Source organism: Geomonas paludis (genome assembly GCF_014193585.1).
In the GTDB taxonomy this organism is placed as follows: domain Bacteria; phylum Desulfobacterota; class Desulfuromonadia; order Geobacterales; family Geobacteraceae; genus Geomonas; species Geomonas paludis.
On record NZ_BLXY01000004.1, the window covers coordinates 171,854 to 191,938 of the forward strand.

Consider the following 20,085-nt stretch of genomic DNA (forward strand, 5'->3'; position numbering starts at 1 on the left):
ACTGGTCAGACAAAAAGGAGCAAACCTTGAACAACGACCTCATCCTCCTCGGCCACGGCAGCGGCGGGAGGCTTTCGCACCAGCTCCTCGACGAGCTGATCATCCCGCAGCTCTCCAGCGTGCCGGTGGCGGGCCAGAACGACGCGGCGCTGCTCAACATCGGCGGCATCAAGCTCGCCTTCAGCACCGACTCCTACGTGGTCGACCCGGTCTTTTTTCCCGGCGGCAACATCGGCGACCTCGCCATCAACGGCACGGTCAACGACCTCGCCATGATGGGCGCCCGCCCCCTGTGCCTCTCCGTCGGCTTCATCCTGGAGGAAGGTTTCTCCAAGGCGGAACTTGCCAGGATCCTCGCCTCGATGCGGGAGGCCGCGGACGCCGCCGGGGTCGCCATCGTCACCGGCGACACCAAGGTGGTGCCGAAAGGGAAGGGGGACCGCATCTTCATCAACACCTCCGGCATCGGGGCCGTGGAGCACAACCTGCACATCGACGGCGCCTCGGCGCAGGTCGGCGACAAGGTCATCGTCAACGGCAGCATCGGCGACCATGGCATCGCCGTCCTCTCGGCTCGTGAAGGGCTGGAGATCGACAGCGGCATCCAGAGCGACTCCGCTCCCCTGAACGGCCTGGTGGCCGACCTGTTGCCGCTTGGTCCCGCGCTCCATGTGCTGCGCGACCCTACCCGCGGCGGTGTGGCAACCACCTTGAAGGAAATCGCCCTGCAGTCGGGCGTGACCATCACCCTGGACGAGAAGAGCCTCCCTGTCAACCCGGGGGTGAAGGGCGTCTGCTCCATCCTGGGGCTCGATCCGCTTTATGTGGCCAACGAGGGGAAACTGCTGGCATTCGTGGCGCCGGAGCAGGCCGAAGCGGCCCTGGCCGCCATGCGCCGGCATCCGCTGGGGAAAGACGCAGCCATCATCGGCGAGGTCACCGAGACCTCGGCCGGCAAGGTGCAGATGGAAACTCTGGTTGGTGGAGTTAGGGGAGTGGAGATGCTGGCTGGGGAGCAACTCCCCCGCATCTGTTAAGGCCGCGCCGGCCTCGACCGACTCCCCTTTTGGCAGGAAATCCAGGACCCTTCTCAGTCGAGAAGGGTCTTTTCAAATTGCAGTCCCATTCCCTGGTCGGTGATCCTGACCACCTTCGCCCTCAGGTCGCACAGCACCTGCGGCGTCAGCGTATGGTAGATGGTCACGGCTACCGTGTCGTTTAGCTCCAGTTTCCGTGCCGCCGTCACGAACACCCCCTTCATACTGAGGTTTTCGACCTCTCCCTCGATGGTGCGGTCGCCCTGGTGGAGGTTCGCTTTCGCGTGTAAGGCCAGCCTGGCGAAGTTTCTTTTTTCCTTGTACATCGCCCCTCCTTTTTTGTCCTTCATTGGTTTTTTGACCGGCGTTTTCGGCACAGACGTTAGTGTAGTCTAATCTTTTTTATTTGCAACAACCGCAAAAAAACTTCTCCGGGAGCATTAGCGGTCGTCTTGCGCACCCTCATGACTCTGCTATCATCTACTCTTCATTTGTTATAATTAATGTAGAGTTGGGGGTGCATGATGACCGAAGACGACAGGCTGGTTCAAAGGGCGTTGGCTGTCATAGCGCCGCCGGCGCATCACTATTACCCGATCACCATCGCCCATGGCAAAGGGACGGAAGTAGTATCCATCGACGGCAGGCGGTTTCTCGACTTCTCCTCCGGACTCGCTGTCCTGAACCTGGGGCACAACCATCCCAAGGTGATCCAGGCGGTCAAGAAACAGGCAGACCATTACCTCCATGCCGGCGGCATCTACTACAGTGAAGCCACCGTCGCGGCTGCCGAGGAGCTGACCTCGGTCACACCCCAGGGGCTGGACATGCTTTTCTTCGGGAACTCCGGGGCTGAGGCGGTCGAAGGGGCCTTGAAGCTGGCGCGCTACACCAGTGGCCGTCAGACCATCATCGCCTGCACCGGGGGGTTCCACGGCCGCACCATGGGCGCCCTGTCCCTCACCAGCAGTTCCTCCGCCTACCGCCGGCGCTACCACCCGCTGCTCCCCTCCGTCTATCACGTCAGCTATCCGGCCTGCTTCATCTGTTCGTGCGGCATGAACGCCGAGGCGTGCGGCGGCAAATGCCTCGAGGAGCTGGACCGGCTCTTCCAGCGCCAGGTCCCCCCAGAGGAGGTTGCCGCCATCATCATCGAGCCCTTCCTGGGGGAAGGAGGATACTACCCGGCGCCGAGGAGCTACCTCAAGGGGCTGCGCAAGATCTGCGACCAGTACGGCATCCTGCTCATCTTCGACGAGGTGCAGTCGGGGATCGGCAGGACCGGGAAGTGGTTTTGCTGCGAGAACGCCGGAGTAAAGCCGGACATCCTGGTGACGGCTAAGGCGGTCGCCTCCGGCCTGCCGCTGGGGGCGGTGATCGCTTCCAGGCAGCTCATGAATAAATGGGATTCCCCCTCCCACGGCTCCACGTTCGGCGGCAACCCGGTCTCCTGCGCGGCGGCCTTGGCCACGCTGCGTGCCATCAAGGAAGAGGGGCTCCTGGAGCGGTCCTGCGTGGCCGGCGCCAAGATGGTCTCCTACCTGCAGGAGGTGGCCATGCACAACCCGAGCATCGGCGAAGTCAGGGGGATGGGGTGCATGATCGGGGTGGAGTTCGTAGACGAGGCGGGCGCCGCAGACGGCAGGCTCTGTCAGAACCTGATCGACGAGTGCCTCGCCAAGGGGGTGATCCTGATCGGCTGCGGGCTCAAACGCAACGTGGTGCGCCTGATACCACCTTTGAACGTGAGCGACGCCGAACTGAAGCAGGCGCTGGGAATCTTTTCCGACGCGTTGGTAGAACTGACCAGGAGGAAGAACTGACAGAAAGGCGCCCGGCAGCAACAGGTGATGCTGCCGGGTGACGAGGAAGAGCTGATCAGGCGGGGGGAGCGGCCTGGGTTTCGCGGTACTTGTCCATGATCTCGAAGGCGCGCTTGACGCGGGAGACCACGCGGATGGTCATAACAGGCTTGGCGATGAAGTCGTGGAACCCCGCCTTCAGCGCACGGTGCTCCTCCTCGGGGGAAGCCTTGGAGGTGAGCAGGATCATCGGCGTGCCGGCACTGGCGGGGTTGGCCTTGATGGCGCGCATCAGGGCGTAACCGTCCATCCTGGGGGAGCTGGCATCGCACAGGATCAGGTCCGGTTTCTGCGAGAAGGCGATCTTCAGCCCCTCCACTCCGTCCCGCGCAATGAAAACCTGGTACCCCTCCTTCTTGAGCGCCCCTTCCACGTCGCAGTTCATGGCGGCAGGATCGTCCACCAGCAGGATCTTCATCTCTGCCAGCGCCTGGGCCTGGCGGTAATACTGCTTCACGGCGTTGGCGATCTCTTCCGGGGCGGCCAACAGCTGTACCACGCGCCGCGAACTGCAGCGTTCCAACCGCCCCAGCGTCTCGGCATCGAGCGGGTCCCCGACCGCGACGAAGAGTGTCCCGTCCTGCTGCCTGAGCGGAAAAAGCTGCCTGGCCAGGGCGAGTTCCCCCGGCACCAGCGCCAGGAGCTCCGGCGAGAACTGGTCCAGCGGGATCCTCTTCACCGTTTCGAGTCCCGACTGCTGGCCCAGGGCCTCGAGCAGCTCCTCACCGGTAATCACTCCCATCTCCAGGAGCACCCCGCCCAGCCTCAGCCCGCAGCTTTGCTGCCGTGCCAGGGCCCGGTCCAGTGTTTTTACCGTTATGATGCCGGACTGAACCAGCAACTGTCCCAAGGGTATCTTCATGATAAGGTACGCCTTTTACGGTAATGAGAATTTATTAACATCGCAAATAATACATTCTTCTGGAAAAAATACAAAACAAAAAAAGAGGCCCCGGTCTCGGGGCCTCTCTGGTTGCGCAAAGGGGAGCGGCGGATTAACGGATGTGCTGCTCCGGGTAAGCGCCGATGCTGTGGATGGAGAGGTCGGCACCGGCGAATTCCTCCTCCTGGCTCAGCCTGATCCCCACGGTCTTGGCGAGCACGCCGTAGACGAGGAAGCCGTTGACCAGTGCGAAGACGATGGCGGAGAGCGAACCGAGCAGCTGGGACACGAAGGTGACCCCGCCCATACCGCCCAGCGCCTCGTGACCGAAGATGCCGGCCGCGATGCCGCCCCAGGAGCCGATGATGCCGTGCAGCGGCCAGACGCCGAGGACGTCGTCGATCTTGAGCTTCTCCTGCTCGATGTGGAAGCCGTACACGAAGATCACCGAGGCGATGGCGCCGGTAACGAAGGCGAAGAGGGGGTGCATGATGTCGGACCCGGCGCAGACGGCGATGAGGCCGGCCAGGGCGCCGTTGTGCACGAAGCCCGGGTCGTTCCTGCCGGCGATGAGGGCCGCCAGCACGCCGCCCACCATGGCCATCAGGGAGTTGACCGCGACGATGCCGGAGATCTTGTCCAGGTGCCCGGCGCTCATCACGTTGAAGCCAAACCACCCCACGGCGAGGATCCAGGAGCCCAGGGCCAGGAAGGGGATGTTGCTGACCGGGATCGGGTGCGATTTGCCCTTGATGTAGCGCCCCATGCGCGGCCCGAGGATCAGGACGGCGGGAAGCGCCAGCCAGCCGCCGATGGAATGCACCACCACGGACCCGGCATAGTCGTGGAACTCGGCGCCGCCGAACTGCTTGAAGAGCCCCTGCAGCGAGGAGCAGTGCTGCCCCCAGATCAGGGATTCGAAGAGGGGGTAGGTGAGGCCGGCGAAGATGGCGCCCGCAATCACCTGCGGCCAGAACTTGGCGCGCTCGGCGATGCCGCCGGAAATGATGGCCGGGATGCAGGCCGCGAAGCAGAGCAGGAAGAAGTAGTGGGTGATGTCGTAGCCCTGGTTGGGCCCCAGCAGTTCCTTCACCGGCCTCAGGAAGCTGATGCCGTAGGCGATGGGGAAGCCGATCAGGAAGTAGACCACGGTCGATACCGACCAGTCGGTCAGGATCTTCACGAAGGCGTTTACCTGGTTTTTCTGACGTACCGTTCCCACTTCGAGAAAGGCGAATCCGGCGTGCATGGCAAATACCATGACCGCGCCGAGCATCAGGAAAAGTACATCGCTGCTGTTGGCCAGAGTCGTCATCGTCGACATCCCGTTCATTTGCTACCTCCGTTGGTATCTCGCTCCCCGTCGTTGGAGAACGCCACACCCTAGCAAGCACTCTGCCAAGCCGCTATCCCTTTGAAATGACGCGGGTGGCGTTTTTCTCCTAATGAGAGGCGCGCGGCAAACTGCCCGGAAAACAGGCAGCGGTGCCTAAGGCTTGGGCAGGATTTAAAGGTTGACCTGTAAACGGCCAGCAGGTAAATTTGTGCACACTTTCGCCGGAGGTAGCCCGTTGTCGCGCAAGACCGCACTCATCGCCTGTACCGACCTGTCCGGGTACTGCTATGGTGAGCAGCACCCGTTCAAGGTGCAGCGCTACCGCCTGGCGCGCGACCTGATGGACGCTTACGGATTGCTCAACCTCCCCGCCATGGCGGAGGTGCGGCCCCGCGCGGTGACAGAACCGCAGCTTTTGGGGGCGCACCGCGCCGACTACCTGGAGCGGTTGCGGGAGTTCAGCGCGGCCGAGGAGCCGAGGGCCGACTTCCGCTACGGCTTAGGTGACGTGGAGAATCCCGTCTTCCCCGGCGTCTACGACTGGGCCTGCCTCGGGGTCTCCGGCACACTGGAGGCGGCGCGGCTGGTTGCCGAGGACGGCTTCGCCGCCGCCTTCAACCCGCTGGGCGGCTACCACCATGCCCAGGCCGGGCGCGCCTCGGGCTTCTCGTACCTGAACGACGCCGTGGTCGCCATCAACTACCTACTGGAGCAGGGCAAGACGGTGGTCTACCTGGACCTGGACGCCCACCACGGCGACGGGGTGCAGAACGCCTTCTACGGCGACGACCGGGTGCTCACCATCTCCCTGCACGAAAGCGGGGTCTACTTCTTTCCCGGCACCGGTTTCGAGAACGAGACCGGCGAAGGGGCGGGGCGGGGGTACTCGGTGAACATTCCCCTTTTGGCCCACACCGACGACGCCTTGTTCATGAAGGCCTTCGACGAGGTGGCCTTCCCCCTGATCGCCGCGTTCGACCCCGACGTCCTCTTCACCCAGCTGGGGGCCGACACCTTCAGGACCGACCCGCTCACCCGTCTCGAGGTGACCACCCACGCCTACTCGTATATAATGAGGAAGCTGCGCGCCCTGGAGATCCCCTGGGTCGCGGTGGGGGGAGGGGGGTACGACCAGATGAACGTGGCGCGGGCCTGGACCATCGCCTGGGGCATCATGAACGACCGGGAGCTTTCCCCGCGGCTCCCCGCCCGGTTTGTCGAATTGATCTCGCAGCTTGGCTACCCGCACCGGATGCTCCTCGACGCCATGCACTGGGCCGAGGAGGACGACCGCAACCGGGCGCTCGACGCGGTGGAAAAGAGCATCGCCTACGTGCGCGACCACATCTTCCCGGTCCTGATCGGCGACTATGGCAAACGATACCGGACATGAGGTATTGAAGGACAGCGGGGGGAGGCAGCTCTTCTCCCTGTACGACATCAACCGGTTGCCCGCCGCCGAGAAGGAGGCGATCTACCGGTCGCTGCTCCCCGAGCGCCTTTTGTCCATGGTCGGCGAGGGGGGCGGGAGCGTCGAGGTGATCGCCCCGGAGGGGCACCGCTTCCTGCGCCTGGTCGCCCGCTGCACCCCCGGCGCTGCCGATCCCGCCTTCGTGCTGGATCTGTGCGACACGCACCACGGCCAGATGGAGCTCTCCTACTGCACCATCGCCGATCCGGCCGCGCCGCGCTTCGACGTCGACCTGGACGAGCATGGGAAAAACAACCTGTTCGCCACCTTGGGACGCAACCTCGCCGAGGAAGAGCGCGCCATGGAGGCGGGGCTCTTTCCCAACCAGACCCGCCGCGGCCTGAGGATGTTCGGGGAGTTCCTGCCGCGCCTGGAGCGCCTGGTGGCAGGCCTGGGCATGCAGCTCATCGTTGCGGAACCCTTGAGCTACGACAACGCCATCCGCTACGAGGGGTACGGTTTCGACTACGTGGTGGGCAAAAGGCTGATGCAGGAGATCGACGCCGGCTTCGCCCCGGGGGGCGTCCTGTACCGCAGGCTGGACGGTTCCACCCCCTTCCGGCGCCCCGGGATGGAAAAAAGCGTGCAGGGGCGCAGTTGGGCCGTCCACGACGGCATCCTCGACGAGCCCTGGGACGAGGTGCGCATCTACAAGACCATCGGCGTGCACGCCGGTGTCAACACGTTCCCGGGACGGGAGCGTTAGCGGAAAAAGGAGTGCGTTGCATGGAGAGAGAGATGACCCCGCTCGCGGGGATAACCTATTACCGCCCCCCCCAGGGGACCGAGGTGAGCGGGCTGGACGGCAAGGTCGTCTTCACCGTCGGGCCGGAGCCGATCCCGCTGCTCGATGACGACTACCAGGCGCTGGAGGGACAGCTCCCCGGCTACGACGCCGTCGGGCGCGGCATCTACCAGGCCCTGCGCACGGACCCGGGCTGCCGCTACTGCGAGCTGTACGCCGAGATGCTCAAGGGGTACCCGCACTACGTGTCCGAGCTGGCCAGCCACATCCTGATGCTCGGGGAGAAGGACGTCGAGGTCCCCTACCTGGAGCGGCGCGTGAAGCTTTTGCGCATCTTCGCCCTGATGGAGCCGGAGAACGCGCACTTCCCGCTGGAGATCGGGGCGACCCTTCTGGAGCAGGCCTGCCGGTTCTCGGCGCTGCACCTCTCCACGGTCACCCTGTTCAAGGCGGAAGGGTACCTGGAGCGGGCCCGCGAGCTGGGCGGCGACCAGCCCCGCTGCCTCACCACACTGGCCGAGGTCTCCTTCCTGTTGGGCAAGTACGACAAGGCGGCCTCGCTCTGGAGCCTGTTGCTGCCCCAGGTCGAGGCGACCGCCCAGGCCGAGCTGAGGGCACGCCTGGAGAGGATCGAGCGCGGCGAGGTGCCCCGGGTGCCCGCGGTGGACTACCTGGAGGCGATCGCGGGCGCCATGGCGCTGCGTGAGGACGGCGGCTACCAGGAGGCGACCGCCATCCTGAACGACGTCATGGCCGACGCCTGGTTCGCCCTGGAATTCCCCATGGCGGAAATCCCGTATCTGCTGGCGCTTTGCTGCAAGGACCTGGGCGCTGCCGGCGATGCACGTTTTTACCTGCGCCAGGCCCTCAAGATCAACCCCGAGTTTGAAGAGGCCAAGGCGACACTGCAGCAACTGGAACAGTAGGAGGAGTCATGTTCGGATTCAGCCCGGCAGATTGGATCTTCATCGCCGGCGTAATGGTGGTAATCTTCTTCTTCGTTGCCGTGAGCGGCATGCGCAAACGGTGATGAACCATGGCGGGTGTTTTCCCGCCGGCAACCGGACCGGATGAGGGAGGTGCTTATGCAAGTTCCTGACATCAAAGAGATACTGACCAAGTACCGTACCATCGCCGTGGTGGGGCTCTCCCCCGACGCCGGCAAGCCCAGTCACGAGGTCGCCGCCTATCTCAAGCGGGCCGGCTACCGCATCATCCCGGTCAACCCGGCGGTCAGCGAGGTCTTCGGCGAGAAGAGCTACCCGACCCTGGCCGAGATCCCCGAGTCGGTGGAGATCGTCGACGTCTTCCGCCGCTCCGAGTTCGTCCCGGAGATCGTGGAGCAGGCCATCGCCAAGGGGGCCAAGGTGCTCTGGCTGCAGGAAGGGGTGGTCCACGAGGCGGCCGCGCAGCGCGCCCGCGAGGCCGGGCTCGCGGTGGTGATGGACCGCTGCATGTTGAAGGAACACGTAAAGTGGGTGAAACGTTGATACTGCTGCATGTGGTCAGGCAAAACGGCGGGGTGCCTCATGCCCGATGAAAGCGGCAGGCGCCCCGCCTCGCTCTGGCCCCTGGTCCTGCTCACCTCGTTCTCGCTGCTGCTCTGCTTCTCCAGTTACGGCAACCCCTTTCCCTTCATGGGAACCCTTTACCAGGGGGGGGCGCACAACGCTTCGTCTTCGGCGACAGCCTCATCTCCTTGTACCTGCTGCTCGGGGTGCTCAAGCGGCAGCGTCTCACCGTGTGGCTGCTGATCGGCTACAACCTGCTCGACATCTGCAACGCCTGGGTCAACCTCTCCCTGATCCCCGCGGCGGAGTACGCGCGCCTGGCCGATGCACCCGTCCCCGAAGGGGACCTCCTGTCTTCGACGCTGCTCGCCTCCATCGCCCTGATCCTGATGAACGTGTACATCTTCAGGGTGAGGCGAGAGTTCGACAACCCTTCTCCCTATCTTTTCTGACTGTGACCAGTCCCGCGAAGGTTGTGTAAACGTTAAGTGTCCTCAAATATTCCCCCTTGCCAGCGGGCTTACAACTCTGGTACTATGTGCGCGCTTCCTTGCAACGGCAGGTGACAGAATTTACTGGCAAAGCCGGTCTTATCACGATGGTCGGCGTGACACTTCGTTCTCAAAAGGATACCGATGTTCGAGAAGCTTAAGCACGGCCTCCCCGGCTCTTTCTTTCATTCAGAGAACGGCCACCAGCCGGTGAACCTGCACGACACGCGGGGCGTGGGCATCAGGATCGAGCAGTTGAACAAGTCCTTCGGGCCCAACCACGTGCTCAAGAACGTGAACCTCGAGATCCGGGCGGGTGAGACCTTCAGCATCATCGGTCCCTCCGGCACCGGCAAGAGCGTCCTTTTGAAACACATCGTGAAGCTGGAGACCCCGGACAGCGGCGAGATCTACATCGACGATCTCCCCCTCTTCGGGGAAGGCGCCCAGCCCTCGGCCCACGACTACCGCTACAGCATGGTGTTCCAGTCCTCGGCACTGTTCAACTCCCTCACCGTCGGGGAGAACGTGGGGCTGTGGCTGCGTGAGAAGAGGGTCTGCAAGGAGCTGCAGGTCCGCGAGATCATCAAGCAGAAGCTGGAAATGGTCGGGCTGGTCGGCAAGGAGGAGCTGCGTACCTCGGAGCTCTCCGGCGGCATGAAGAAGCGCGTCGCCATCGCACGCTCGCTGGCGATGAACCCGGACCTGATCCTGTACGACGAGCCGACCGCCGAGCTCGATCCGGTCACCACGGACGAACTGGCCAACACCATCCTGAAGCTCAAGGAGAGCACCAGGAACACCACGGTGATCGTGACCCACGACCTGAACTTCGCGCTGTACATCTCGGACCGGATCGCCATGATGCACGGCGGCTCCGTGGTCGAGGTGGGCACCCCGCGCGAGATCAAGATAAGCGACAATCCCATCGTGCGCGGTTTCATCTACACCACGACCAAGGGGATAAGGGGGGAATAGATGGCAGCACGTCTTCTGCGCCGCGGCAAATTCGTGATCCTCATGGCGCTCTTCCCCCTGCTCTCGGTCTCCTGCGCCGATCTGAAGCAGAGCAAGCCCATCCTCCCCATCCGCGACTACGAGAAGATGATCGTAGGCCGCCTCGACACCGAGTACGTCGGCACCAACAACTGCGTCTCCAAGTGCCACGCACACGACAAGATCACCGACGACTTCAGCCACAGCGTGCACGGTGAACAGATCAAGCCCGAGACCGGGCTGCCGCTGGTCAACTGCGAATCCTGCCACGGTCCCGGCAGCCTCGCCATCGCCCACCTAAGCGACGACGGCGAGGAGAACACCCGCCTCAAGAAGAAGTGCGATACCTCGACCTTCCTGGACATCATGCACCTGCCGGCCCAGGCCCAGTCCCTGATCTGCCTGAAGTGCCACTCGGCGGCGTCGATGCCCGTGCTGTCCCACTGGAGCGCAGGGCCGCACGCGCTGCACGACGTCGGGTGCTTCGACTGCCACAAGCTGCACCAGGGGCCGCAGCAGAAGGTGAGCCGGCAGCAGATGTCGGAGATGTGCTTTACCTGCCACCCGGAGGTGCAGGCGGAAAACTCCCTGTTCTCGCACCATCCGCTGCGGGAGAAGAAGATGTTCTGCGTGGACTGCCACGAGGTGCACGGCTCGACCCAGGACCGCCTGCTCAGGGGCAACACCCCCAAGGAGACCTGCACCAGGTGCCACATGGAGAAGCAGGGGCCCTTCGCCTTCGAACACGCAGACGTCACCGAGAACTGCATGAACTGCCATACGCCGCACGGGTCGGTGAACAACAACCTCCTGAACGCCGCGATGCCGTTTCTGTGCCTGCAGTGCCACACGGGGCACCTGGCCAGCAACACGCCGGGGCTGAAGCAGCTCTTCGTCAACCGCTGCACGGACTGTCATTCCCAGGTGCATGGCACCGATACCCCGTCCCCGGCCATAACCGGCAGGGGCACGCTGCGCCAGTAACAGAAAGGAGCCCGATGGTGGAAAAACCGCTCATGAAAACCGTCGTCTCGCCTCTGCTGCTGCTGTTGCTGGCCGCCGGGGGAGTGGCTGCCGCAGACCAGGAGCCGCTTCCGGCGGCGAGCCAGGAGGCGCCCGCGGCTGCGGAAAAGGATGCCCCCGCCGACGCACCCGCCGGCACCGTCGCCGACGAGGAGCAGCCGGCCGCCGTGACTTCTCCCGCCGCCACGGAGCAGCCGCCTGCCGAGGGCGCCGAGCCGCCTGCCCCGGCCGCCGAGGAGCCACCGGTGCAGCCGTCGATCGAGGCGATTCCGCTGCCGGAGGATGAGCGCCAGGTGGAGGTCTTGGAGCAAAAGGGGGGATCGCTCGGCTACAACTTCGTCTTCGGAGAGGACAACCAGGGGCGCGCGCTCGAGTACGGTTTTTTGAAGTCCAGCCGCAGCGGCGGGCTCTTCTACCGGCACATGGAGAAGGACAGCAACCTCGAGCTGGAAGGGTTCTACCTGAACGAGAACGATTACCACGCCGACCTGCTCATGGACTACAAGGGGGATTACCGCCTGCATCTCAGGGCCGAGTCCCTGTACCACAACCTGGACCGTGAGATCCTGTTCTCCCCCTCTTTCACCACCGGGCGGACCGACGCCGGCACCCCTGCCACCTACACGGCGGTACAGGGCCCGGTGGCGAACTACGGGGTGAGCGTGGTGCAGGACCGGGCCGACTTCCGCTACCGGCTGCACAATTTCCCCCTGCACGTGAACCTCGGTTACTGGCGCTACGTGAAGGAAGGGACCATCCAGCAGCGCTTCGCCGACACCGCCTTCGAAGGGGCCACCAACACCATCTACGCGCAGCGCCGCGGCGTCGACCAGCAGGTCCAGGAAGGGCGCGTGGGGCTCGACTCCCACCTGGGGCCGGTGGACCTGGTCTACGACTTCAAGGTGCGCTACTTCGAGGACCGGCTGCCGATCCCGGTGCAGACGTACGAGGCCCGCAACCACTTCAACGGCGCGGCCGACTTTCTCGGCGGCGCCCGGCAGCACAACGAAAATCCGGACAGCAGCTTCTTCTCCCACACCATCAAGCTGCACACCTCGCTGGCCGGCGGCCTGATCGGCTCCGGCTCGTACAGTTTCGAGCAGCGCGAGAACCTTTCGGAGTTGAGCGACACGAGCGGCGCCCGGCACATGAAGAGCTACCTGCAAAACGCCGCCGGGGACCTGGTCTATACCCCCAGCCGGGAGTACACCTTCGCCGTCAAGTACCGGCGCCAGGAGATCGACCACAACAAGCGCGGCCCGTTCAGCAACAGCGCCTTCACCGACCCGGTGGTAGTCGCCAAGACCCCCACTGAGTCTACCCGCGACCTGGTAACCGGCACGATGTCCTATCGCCCCACGCTGCATCTCGCGCTGGTCGGCGAGTACCGGGGCGATTTCCTGCGCAGGAACAACGTGACCGACCTGCCGTCGGAGACCACCTGGGCCGTGCCGGAGAGCACCTCGACCCACACCGGGTCGCTCTCGGTCTACTACCGCCCCGTCAGGGGGCTCAGGACCAGCGCGCACTACAGCTATGCCAGCGCCGACCACCCCGCCTACGGCGCCTCCTTCCAGGAACGCCACGAGGCGAAGCTGCTGGCCACCTACACGGTCAACAACCGCTGGGGGCTCATCAGCCATGCCATCCTGCGCCGCGACCAGAACGACGAGGTGCGCAAGTACCTGGTGAACGTCCCGTTCGAGCCGCTCTCCTTCTCGCTGGCTCCTTTGACCGCGCGCAGCACCAACAGCGAGAACGCCAACCTGGGACTCTGGTGGGCGCCGCTGCAGGGGCTCACGCTGGGCGTGAATTACGCCTACCTGCACCAGGAGGTGGAGCAGGGTATCCTCTTCACCGGCGTGTTCACCGGCAGCCAGGCCGCCTCGCAGTTTTCCAGCAGGTCCCACGTCTACGCGGTGAACGCCTCCTACGCGGTGAGCGAGAAGAGCGACCTCGCGGTGGCGGCACAGCAGATCAGGTCGTCCGCCGCCTTCACGCCGACGGACACCACCTTCACCGTGATCCCCGGCAGCACGACCGGCATCAAGGAGATCTCCGCGCAGGATACCGTGATATCTACGCTTTCGGCGCGTGGCGAGTACCGCTTCACAAGCACACTTTCCACCACGCTCGAATACACCCTCAACGATTACAACGAGATGAAGCCCGCCTATAAGGATTACAGCGGCACCGTCCACACCGTCGTCGCCGGCCTCGCGGCCAGGTGGTGACCAAGGGGTAACGTATCAAGACACTGCTACGTTCCATAGTTCTGCTCCTGCTGCTTGGCGCGGTGATTCCCGCGGCGGACTCCCGTGCGGCCGGAAAGCTGGTTGCGGCTCTTTTGACCTGCGACCTGCCGCGTTACCGCGAGGCCCACAAGGCGTTCGTGAAGGCGTTGGTGCAGAAGGGGTACGATCAGAGCAACGTCGAGGTGATCACCCAGACCCCGAACCCGGACCTCATCTCCTGGTCCAACAGCGTCAGGAAGTTCAACGCCATCGGCGCGGACGTCATCGTCACCTACGGCACCTCCGCCACGCTGACCGCCCTGCGCGAGGCGCAGGATATCCCCGTCGTGTACGCCGACGTGTACGGGCCGGTGGAGACCGGGGTGGCCAGGAACATGTCCTCCAGCGGGCGCAACAGTACCGGGGTGAGCTCCAAGGTCCCCCTGGTCACGCTGATCAAGACCGCCACCGAGCTCAAACCGATCAAGACCCTGGGCATCATCAGCGCCAACCGCGAGGAAGGGGCGCTGGTGCAGCTTAAGGAGGCACGCAAGATCGCCGCCCAGTCGGGGATCGTGCTGGTGGAAACCAACGTCGGCTCGATGGGGGCGCTGGACGGAGCCTTGGCCACCCTCTATGCCACCAGGGTCGACTGCGTCTACGTCACCGAATGCACCGCCGGGAGCCGGTCCTTTGAAAAGATCGTGCACCGCTGCAACGAGCTGAAGATCCCCGTGATATCGCAGATGCCGGGCGCGGCACACAAGGGGGCGGTGGTGTCCCTGGAGGCGGACCCCGTCGAACAGGGGCAGCTGGCTGCCGAATACGTCGCGCGCATCCTGAGCGGCAAGAAGGCGTCGCAGCTGCCGGTGGTCACGCCGAGGCGGGTGGATCTGATCGTCAACCTGAAAGCGGCGCGGCTGCTTGACCTGAACGTTCCCTTCCCGGTGCTCAGCGCGGCGACCCGGGTGCTTAAGTAGATACATCGAGGTATTGATGGGAAGAATTTTGATCGTTGATGACGATGCGGCTTTCGTAGGAGCGCTCAAGGACAAGATCCAGGCGCTCTACCCGCTGCTGGACGTGATAACCTGCACGGAACCGCTGCTGGCGCTGACCATACTGAGGCAGGGGAGGGTGGACCTGTTGCTGGTGGACCTGGAGATGCCGACCCTGGACGGCTCCAAGATCTTCAGCTACGCCCTCTCGGTCGGTGTCGACAAGAACCGCATCGTGATCCTTTCCGGGCGTGACTCGGATTACCTGCACGAGCAGTTTCCCATGGGGACCTGTCTGGCGGTGCTGAACAAGTACGAGGCGAAGCAGAAGGCGGTGCTGGATATGATCTTCAGCTCGATGCAGAGAAAGGCCGCGGCAAGTTAAATATCGGGGTTCGCCCTGTTTCAGGAGTTGGATAGTATGGCAAAACAGATGAGACTGACCTGTTACGGACGCAGCAAGAGCAAACCGGAATGGGAAGCGATCCTTTCGGGATTCACCTTTGATATCTTCTTCGCTGAACTGGCGCAGGAACTGCAGCGCTTCGGCATCACCCTGGAACTGGGGGAGGACCCCGGGCAGGTGATCGAGGTGAACGGCTACGGCGATCTTCTAAATTCCATCCGCATCGCCTCGCCGTCGGACGGCATCAGCAACATCTGCATCGGGCATGTGATCGGGCAGAGCCCGCGGCTTGACCTCCAGGAGGACATCCGGCGCGCGGTGAACCGCATCGCGTTCGCACCGGAGACCGTGGCTCCCGATGACGAGAACCGCAAGGTCTGCCACAACTGCGGCTGCGGCTGCTAGAGTGGGCAAACTAGAGAGGGAAGATCTCGGCCTTTGCCGTGGCCCCCTCGATGGTGACGATGGCGTAGCTCCCGGGTAGTCCCTCCTTCAGGGCGCCCGGGTTCACCAGCAGCATCCCGTCCGCCGACTGCACGTCCGCCAGGTGGGTGTGGCCGTAGAGCACCACCGAGGCTCCCAGTTGCACCCCCCGACCGATCAGCTGAGACAGGCCGCTCTTCACGTGCTGGCGGTAGCCGTGGGTCAGCAGGAAGCGGCATTCCCCGAGCTCCAGGGTGAGTTCAGCCGGTACCTGCCGGTCCAGGTCGCAGTTGCCGGCCACCCGGTGTACCGGCACCTCCAGCACTTCCTCCATCATGCGAGCATCATCGCAGCCATCCCCAAGATGAACGATGTGATCCACCGGGCCGGCTAGTTCGTGCGCCCTGAAGGCGTGGGCGTAGTTGCCGTGACTGTCGGAGATTACCAGTACTCTCATAGTCCCTCTTCCCGTATCTCTTTCACGCCAGCAGGATACTCAGCCGAGACCCTGCCGCGGGAGATTTGGTTTTGCGCAGTGCCCTGCATAGTGTAGAGTTGTTGGCGGCGTGCGCAACGTCGTTACGTCACCCTACTGTTCAGATATAGGACAGAGCCCCGGTAAAAGACAAGCAAAATAAGCTGTAAACGTTTGATCCAGTAGGGGCGAATTAATATTGGCCTACTACAGGCGTTTGATCCTGTAGGGGCAAATAATTATTTGCCCTTGTGCTCCCCCTCCCTTGACGGGAGGGGGGATCATTCAATGCGTAACATGTCTGCATATGGAAGAGACGGAGGAGTGATGAAAAAACTGCTACTGTGGATCGCCGCCTTCGTTGTCGGCCTGTTCCTCCTTTTCAGCGCCTGCGTCGCGGTGGTCACCGCACTGTTAGGCGACGAAGACACCCGTGCCGGAGGGGACGGGGTCGGCATCGTGGAAGTCAAAGGCGTCATCGTCGACGGGCAGGAAACGATACGCCAACTGCGGGCCATGAAGAAGGACGACCACGCCAAGGCCGTGGTCTTGCGCGTCGATTCCCCCGGCGGAGTCGTCGGCCCCTCGCAGGAGATCTACGCGGCGGTAAAGGACCTGACCAAAACCAAGAAGGTCGTGGTCTCCATGGGGAGCGTGGCGGCCTCCGGCGGCTACTACGTCTCGGCGCCGGCCAGCCTCATCTACGCCAACCCGGGCACCATCACCGGGAGCATCGGCGTCTTGATGAAGTTCTCCAACCTCGAGGGGCTGATGGACAAGGTGGGCATGAAGGCCTTCACCATCAAGACCGGCAAGTTCAAGGACACCGGTTCCCCCTCGCGCACCATGACCGACGAGGAGAAGGCGATGCTGCAGGGGGTGATCGACTCCACCCACGGCCAGTTCGTAAAGGCGGTGGCGCAGGGTAGGAGGCTTCCGGAAGAGCAGGTCAGGGGCATCGCCGACGGCAGGATCTTCTCGGGCGAGCAGGCGCTGGCCCTGAAGCTCGTGGACCGCATCGGCTCCATGCAGGACGCCATCGACGAGGCAGCCCGGCTAGGGGGCATCAAGGGGGAGCCCAGGCTGATCCGCCTGCCCAAGAAGAAGGAACGCGCCCTCGATTACCTGGTGGAAAGCGCGGCCCAACGCATCGGGGTGCTCGCGGATTCGGAGAGCGGGGTCAGCGTCGATTATCGCCTCGGTTGGTAGTGATCCGGTACGCTATCAGCGCACGTTATCGCCGGTTCTGACAGAGGCTGAGCCCTTGCCTGTGGCCCCTCCGCTCTCTTTAGATTTACCTTGACAAAAAAACCGCCATCTATATACTGGGAAACTTTGAAAAAGGGGAGATCTTCCTTTGAAGATAGAGATAGATAAGGTGAAAAAGAAGCAGCTCGACCTTTCGGAGTCGGAGCCTGCCTCGCACTTCCCTGCCCTGGTAGAGATGGAAAAAGCGGGCGAGTGTGTCTTCACCGCACCGGTGAACGCGCAGGTCAGCGCCATCTGGGAGTACGACCACGTCAGGGCCATGGGCAAGGTGGAGAGCGCGGTGCGGCTGACCTGCTCCCGCTGCCTGACCGAGTACGACTACCCGATCTCTTCCGACTTCACCATCTTCTACACCGAGAGCAAGGGTGAGGAACTGGACGAGGAAGTCGAGCTTTCCGACGAGGAACTCATTTCGGCCACCTACAGCGGCGACGAGATCGACGTGGATCCCGAAATCGCCGAGCAGGTCGCGCTGGAAGTGCCCTATAAACCGTTATGCAGCGAGTCGTGCCGCGGGCTGTGCCCCGAGTGCGGAGCTGACCTGAACGCCGGAGAATGCGGCTGCGATCGCGGCGGGATAAATGTGAAGATGGCCGCCCTGAAGAAGATCAAGATAGAAAAGTAAAAAGGAGAACACCATGGCTGTACCTAAGAAGAAGACCTCCAAGTCGCGCAAAAACATGAGGCGTGCACACGATTTCCTCACCGCTCCGACCGTTTCGACCTGCCCGCAGTGCAAGGCCCCGAAGCTGCCGCATTGCGTCTGCCCGTCCTGCGGTACCTACAAGGGACGTCAGGTGCTCAAGGCTGAAGAGCTCTAGGATTTCGTTTCACCTAAGCCGTGACTGTTCGGAATCCGCTCCCTAGGGGAAATATGAGAGTTGCTGTCGATGTAATGGGGGGCGACAACGCCCCTCATGTTGAAGTAGAAGGTGCGGTAGCCGCCGCCAGAGAGTTCGGCATCCCCGTAACTCTGGTCGGCGACGTAGAAAAGGTGCAGGCCGAACTGGCCCGCCACGACTGCAAGGGGCTGGACATCGAACTCTGGCACGCCTCCGAAGTCGTGGGCATGCACGACTCCGCCTCCGATGCGGTGCGCAAGAAGAAGGACTCCTCCATCCGCGTCGCCTTCGAGTTGGTCAAGGGTGGCGAGGCCGTCGCGGTGGTAAGCGCCGGCAACTCCGGCGCCACCATGGCGGCCGGCATGTTCGTCCTGAAACGGATGAAGGGGATCGACCGCGCCGCAATCGCCCAACTCTTTCCCACCGTTACCGGTAAGACCCTCGTTCTCGATGTCGGCGGCAACGTCGACTGCAAGCCCATCCACCTGGTCCAGTTCGCCGTCATGGGCGAGGTGTACGCCAAGTTCGTCATGGGGGTGGACAAGCCCAGGGTTGGCCTGCTCTCCAACGGAGAGGAGGACAGCAAGGGGAACGAGCTCACCCGGGAAACCAGCGCCCTCCTGCGCGACAAGCCCATCAACTACATCGGTTACGTGGAAGGCCGTGACATCTTCAACGGCTCGGTCGACGTCGTGGTCTGCGACGGCTTCGTGGGCAACGTCGCGCTGAAACTTTCCGAGGGGCTCGCCGAGGCGGTGGGCAAGATGCTCAAGGCCGAGATCAAGCGCAGCTTCCTGTCCCAGATCGGCTACCTCTTAAGCCGCAAGGCTTTCAACAATTTCAAGAAGACCGTAGACTACGCCGAGTACGGCGGCGCGCCTCTGCTTGGGATCAACGGCGTGGGGATGATCTGCCACGGCGGTTCGAACACCAAGGCAATCAAGAACGCGATCCGCTTTGCCCATGAATACGCACTCAAAGGGGTCAATGGCCGCATGGCCGAAAAGCTCAACGAGAGCTTCCCCGGTGAGACACGCGAGCGTACCGGCCAGAACCCGGACGCCACAGAAAGGGTTGCTTCATGATTAGACCGAGAATCACCGGCACCGGCTCCGCCGTGCCGGAGAAAGTGCTGACCAATTTCGACCTGGAGAAGATGGTGGACACCACCGACGAGTGGATCGTCACCAGGACTGGTATCCGGGAACGCCGCATCGCCGCCGAGGGGGAATACACCTCGACCTTCGCCACCCTCGCCGCAGAGCGGGCGCTGGCCGCCGCCGGGGTGAAGGCGGAGGAAATCGACCTGATCGTGGTGGGCACGCTCACCCCGGACTTCCCGTTCCCCGCCACCGCCTGCATCGTGCAGCAGGCCATCAAGGCCACCAACGCCTTCTGCTTCGACCTCTCCGCAGCCTGCTCCGGTTTCATCTACGCCCTCGCCACCGCCCAGAAGTTCATCGTCTCCGGACAGGTGAAGAAGGCCCTGGTGATCGGCGCCGAGGTGCTGTCCCGCATCGTGGACTGGAACGACCGCAACACCTGCCTGCTCTTCGGCGACGGCGCCGGCGCGGTGGTGCTCGAGGCGCAGGAAGGGGAGAGCGGCATCCTCTCCACCCACATGCACAGCGACGGCAACTACTGGGACATCCTGTACCAGAAAGGGGCCGGCAGCCGTAACCCGGCCACCCACCAGAACGTGGACGACGGGCTGGTGTTCCTCACCATGCAGGGCAACGAGGTCTTCAAGCTGGCCGTGCGCTCCATGGGCGAAGTGGCCCTGGAGGCACTCGAGGCCAACGGTCTCACCCCCGACGACGTCACCCTGTTCATCCCGCACCAGGCCAACCAGAGGATCGTGGACTCCGTCGGCAAGCGCCTCGGCATCACCGGCGAGCGCGTCTTCGTCAACCTGGACCGCTACGGCAACACCTCGGCGGCGTCGATCCCGATCGCCCTGGACGAGGCGGTGCGCGCCGGACGCCTCAAGGAAGGCGACCTGCTGCTGCTCGACGCCTTCGGCGGCGGCCTCACCTGGGGCTCCGCGCTGGTGCGCTGGTAAGTGCTTCGTCCCCTCTCCCTC

23 protein-coding genes are annotated in these 20,085 nt (G+C 63.4%); 19 read left to right on the forward strand and 4 right to left on the reverse strand.

Features of this window, described 5'->3' with window-relative positions:
* Positions 1–26: 26 nt before the first annotated feature.
* Positions 27–1,037, forward strand: a complete 1,011-nt coding sequence (hypE, locus tag H7687_RS12800; RefSeq protein ID WP_183347948.1) for a hydrogenase expression/formation protein HypE — start codon at positions 27–29, stop codon at positions 1,035–1,037.
* 53 nt (positions 1,038–1,090) lie between these two features.
* Here the strand turns inward: hypE and H7687_RS12805 are convergent, their stop codons facing one another.
* On the reverse strand, positions 1,091–1,363 hold the full coding sequence (locus tag H7687_RS12805) for a PilZ domain-containing protein (RefSeq protein ID WP_183347950.1): 273 nt from the start codon (positions 1,361–1,363) through the stop codon (positions 1,091–1,093).
* Between the two features lie 198 nt (positions 1,364–1,561).
* On the opposite strand from H7687_RS12805, the gene H7687_RS12810 reads away from it, so the two are divergent.
* Positions 1,562–2,860, forward strand: coding sequence for an aspartate aminotransferase family protein (locus H7687_RS12810; RefSeq protein WP_183347952.1), 1,299 nt, complete (start codon positions 1,562–1,564; stop codon positions 2,858–2,860).
* 55 nt (positions 2,861–2,915) lie between these two features.
* Here the strand turns inward: H7687_RS12810 and H7687_RS12815 are convergent, their stop codons facing one another.
* A complete protein-coding gene (locus H7687_RS12815; RefSeq protein ID WP_183347954.1) occupies positions 2,916–3,761 on the reverse strand; it encodes a response regulator in 846 nt (281 codons plus the stop codon).
* A gap of 133 nt (positions 3,762–3,894) precedes the next feature.
* Positions 3,895–5,115 (reverse strand): ammonium transporter, encoded by a 1,221-nt coding sequence (locus tag H7687_RS12820; protein WP_183347956.1) that lies wholly within the window; start codon positions 5,113–5,115, stop codon positions 3,895–3,897.
* A 238-nt stretch (positions 5,116–5,353) separates the two neighbouring features.
* On the opposite strand from H7687_RS12820, the gene H7687_RS12825 reads away from it, so the two are divergent.
* From H7687_RS12825 to H7687_RS12880, 12 genes are all read left to right on the forward strand, one after another.
* A complete protein-coding gene (locus H7687_RS12825) occupies positions 5,354–6,511 on the forward strand; it encodes an acetoin utilization protein AcuC (RefSeq protein WP_183347958.1) in 1,158 nt (385 codons plus the stop codon).
* Entirely contained in the window at positions 6,489–7,295 is an 807-nt protein-coding gene (locus tag H7687_RS12830) for a hypothetical protein (protein ID WP_183347960.1), read from the forward strand. Before H7687_RS12825 ends, H7687_RS12830 begins: the two co-directional genes overlap by 23 nt.
* A 20-nt stretch (positions 7,296–7,315) precedes the next feature.
* Entirely contained in the window at positions 7,316–8,260 is a 945-nt protein-coding gene (locus tag H7687_RS12835; protein WP_183347962.1) for a tetratricopeptide repeat protein, read from the forward strand.
* Positions 8,261–8,268: 8 nt separating this feature from the next.
* Complete coding sequence (locus H7687_RS12840; RefSeq protein WP_015721372.1) at positions 8,269–8,364, forward strand: twin-arginine translocase TatA/TatE family subunit; 96 nt, start codon at positions 8,269–8,271, stop codon at positions 8,362–8,364.
* Positions 8,365–8,419: 55 nt separating this feature from the next.
* Positions 8,420–8,824 (forward strand): CoA-binding protein, encoded by a 405-nt coding sequence (locus tag H7687_RS12845; RefSeq protein ID WP_183347964.1) that lies wholly within the window; start codon positions 8,420–8,422, stop codon positions 8,822–8,824.
* Positions 8,825–9,033: 209 nt separating this feature from the next.
* Complete coding sequence (locus tag H7687_RS21950) at positions 9,034–9,297, forward strand: hypothetical protein (protein ID WP_246404844.1); 264 nt, start codon at positions 9,034–9,036, stop codon at positions 9,295–9,297.
* Between the two features lie 183 nt (positions 9,298–9,480).
* On the forward strand, positions 9,481–10,314 hold the full coding sequence (locus tag H7687_RS12855; RefSeq protein ID WP_183347965.1) for an ABC transporter ATP-binding protein: 834 nt from the start codon (positions 9,481–9,483) through the stop codon (positions 10,312–10,314).
* Entirely contained in the window at positions 10,315–11,316 is a 1,002-nt protein-coding gene (locus H7687_RS12860) for a DmsE family decaheme c-type cytochrome (protein WP_183347967.1), read from the forward strand.
* Between the two features lie 14 nt (positions 11,317–11,330).
* Positions 11,331–13,589 carry a porin family protein gene (locus H7687_RS12865; protein WP_183347969.1) on the forward strand — a complete coding sequence of 753 codons (2,259 nt, stop codon included), beginning with the start codon at positions 11,331–11,333 and terminating at the stop codon, positions 13,587–13,589.
* A 14-nt stretch (positions 13,590–13,603) separates the two neighbouring features.
* On the forward strand, positions 13,604–14,569 hold the full coding sequence (locus tag H7687_RS12870) for an ABC transporter substrate-binding protein (protein ID WP_183348136.1): 966 nt from the start codon (positions 13,604–13,606) through the stop codon (positions 14,567–14,569).
* 16 nt (positions 14,570–14,585) lie between these two features.
* On the forward strand, positions 14,586–14,972 hold the full coding sequence (locus tag H7687_RS12875; protein ID WP_183347971.1) for a response regulator transcription factor: 387 nt from the start codon (positions 14,586–14,588) through the stop codon (positions 14,970–14,972).
* 36 nt (positions 14,973–15,008) lie between these two features.
* A complete protein-coding gene (locus tag H7687_RS12880) occupies positions 15,009–15,398 on the forward strand; it encodes a hypothetical protein (protein WP_183347973.1) in 390 nt (129 codons plus the stop codon).
* A gap of 10 nt (positions 15,399–15,408) precedes the next feature.
* Here H7687_RS12880 and H7687_RS12885 read toward each other — a convergent pair whose 3' ends face one another.
* Complete coding sequence (locus tag H7687_RS12885; RefSeq protein ID WP_183347975.1) at positions 15,409–15,873, reverse strand: metallophosphoesterase family protein; 465 nt, start codon at positions 15,871–15,873, stop codon at positions 15,409–15,411.
* Between the two features lie 345 nt (positions 15,874–16,218).
* Here H7687_RS12885 and sppA point away from each other — a divergent pair, with 345 nt between their 5' ends.
* From sppA to H7687_RS12910, 5 genes are all read left to right on the forward strand, one after another.
* Positions 16,219–17,100 (forward strand): signal peptide peptidase SppA, encoded by an 882-nt coding sequence (gene sppA, locus H7687_RS12890; RefSeq protein WP_183347977.1) that lies wholly within the window; start codon positions 16,219–16,221, stop codon positions 17,098–17,100.
* 148 nt (positions 17,101–17,248) lie between these two features.
* Complete coding sequence (locus tag H7687_RS12895) at positions 17,249–17,785, forward strand: YceD family protein (protein ID WP_183347979.1); 537 nt, start codon at positions 17,249–17,251, stop codon at positions 17,783–17,785.
* Between the two features lie 13 nt (positions 17,786–17,798).
* Complete coding sequence (rpmF, locus tag H7687_RS12900) at positions 17,799–17,981, forward strand: 50S ribosomal protein L32 (RefSeq protein WP_015721360.1); 183 nt, start codon at positions 17,799–17,801, stop codon at positions 17,979–17,981.
* 53 nt (positions 17,982–18,034) lie between these two features.
* Positions 18,035–19,087, forward strand: coding sequence for a phosphate acyltransferase PlsX (gene plsX, locus H7687_RS12905; protein ID WP_183347980.1), 1,053 nt, complete (start codon positions 18,035–18,037; stop codon positions 19,085–19,087).
* Positions 19,084–20,064, forward strand: a complete 981-nt coding sequence (locus H7687_RS12910) for a beta-ketoacyl-ACP synthase III (protein WP_183347982.1) — start codon at positions 19,084–19,086, stop codon at positions 20,062–20,064. Before plsX ends, H7687_RS12910 begins: the two co-directional genes overlap by 4 nt.
* Positions 20,065–20,085 lie beyond the last annotated feature (21 nt).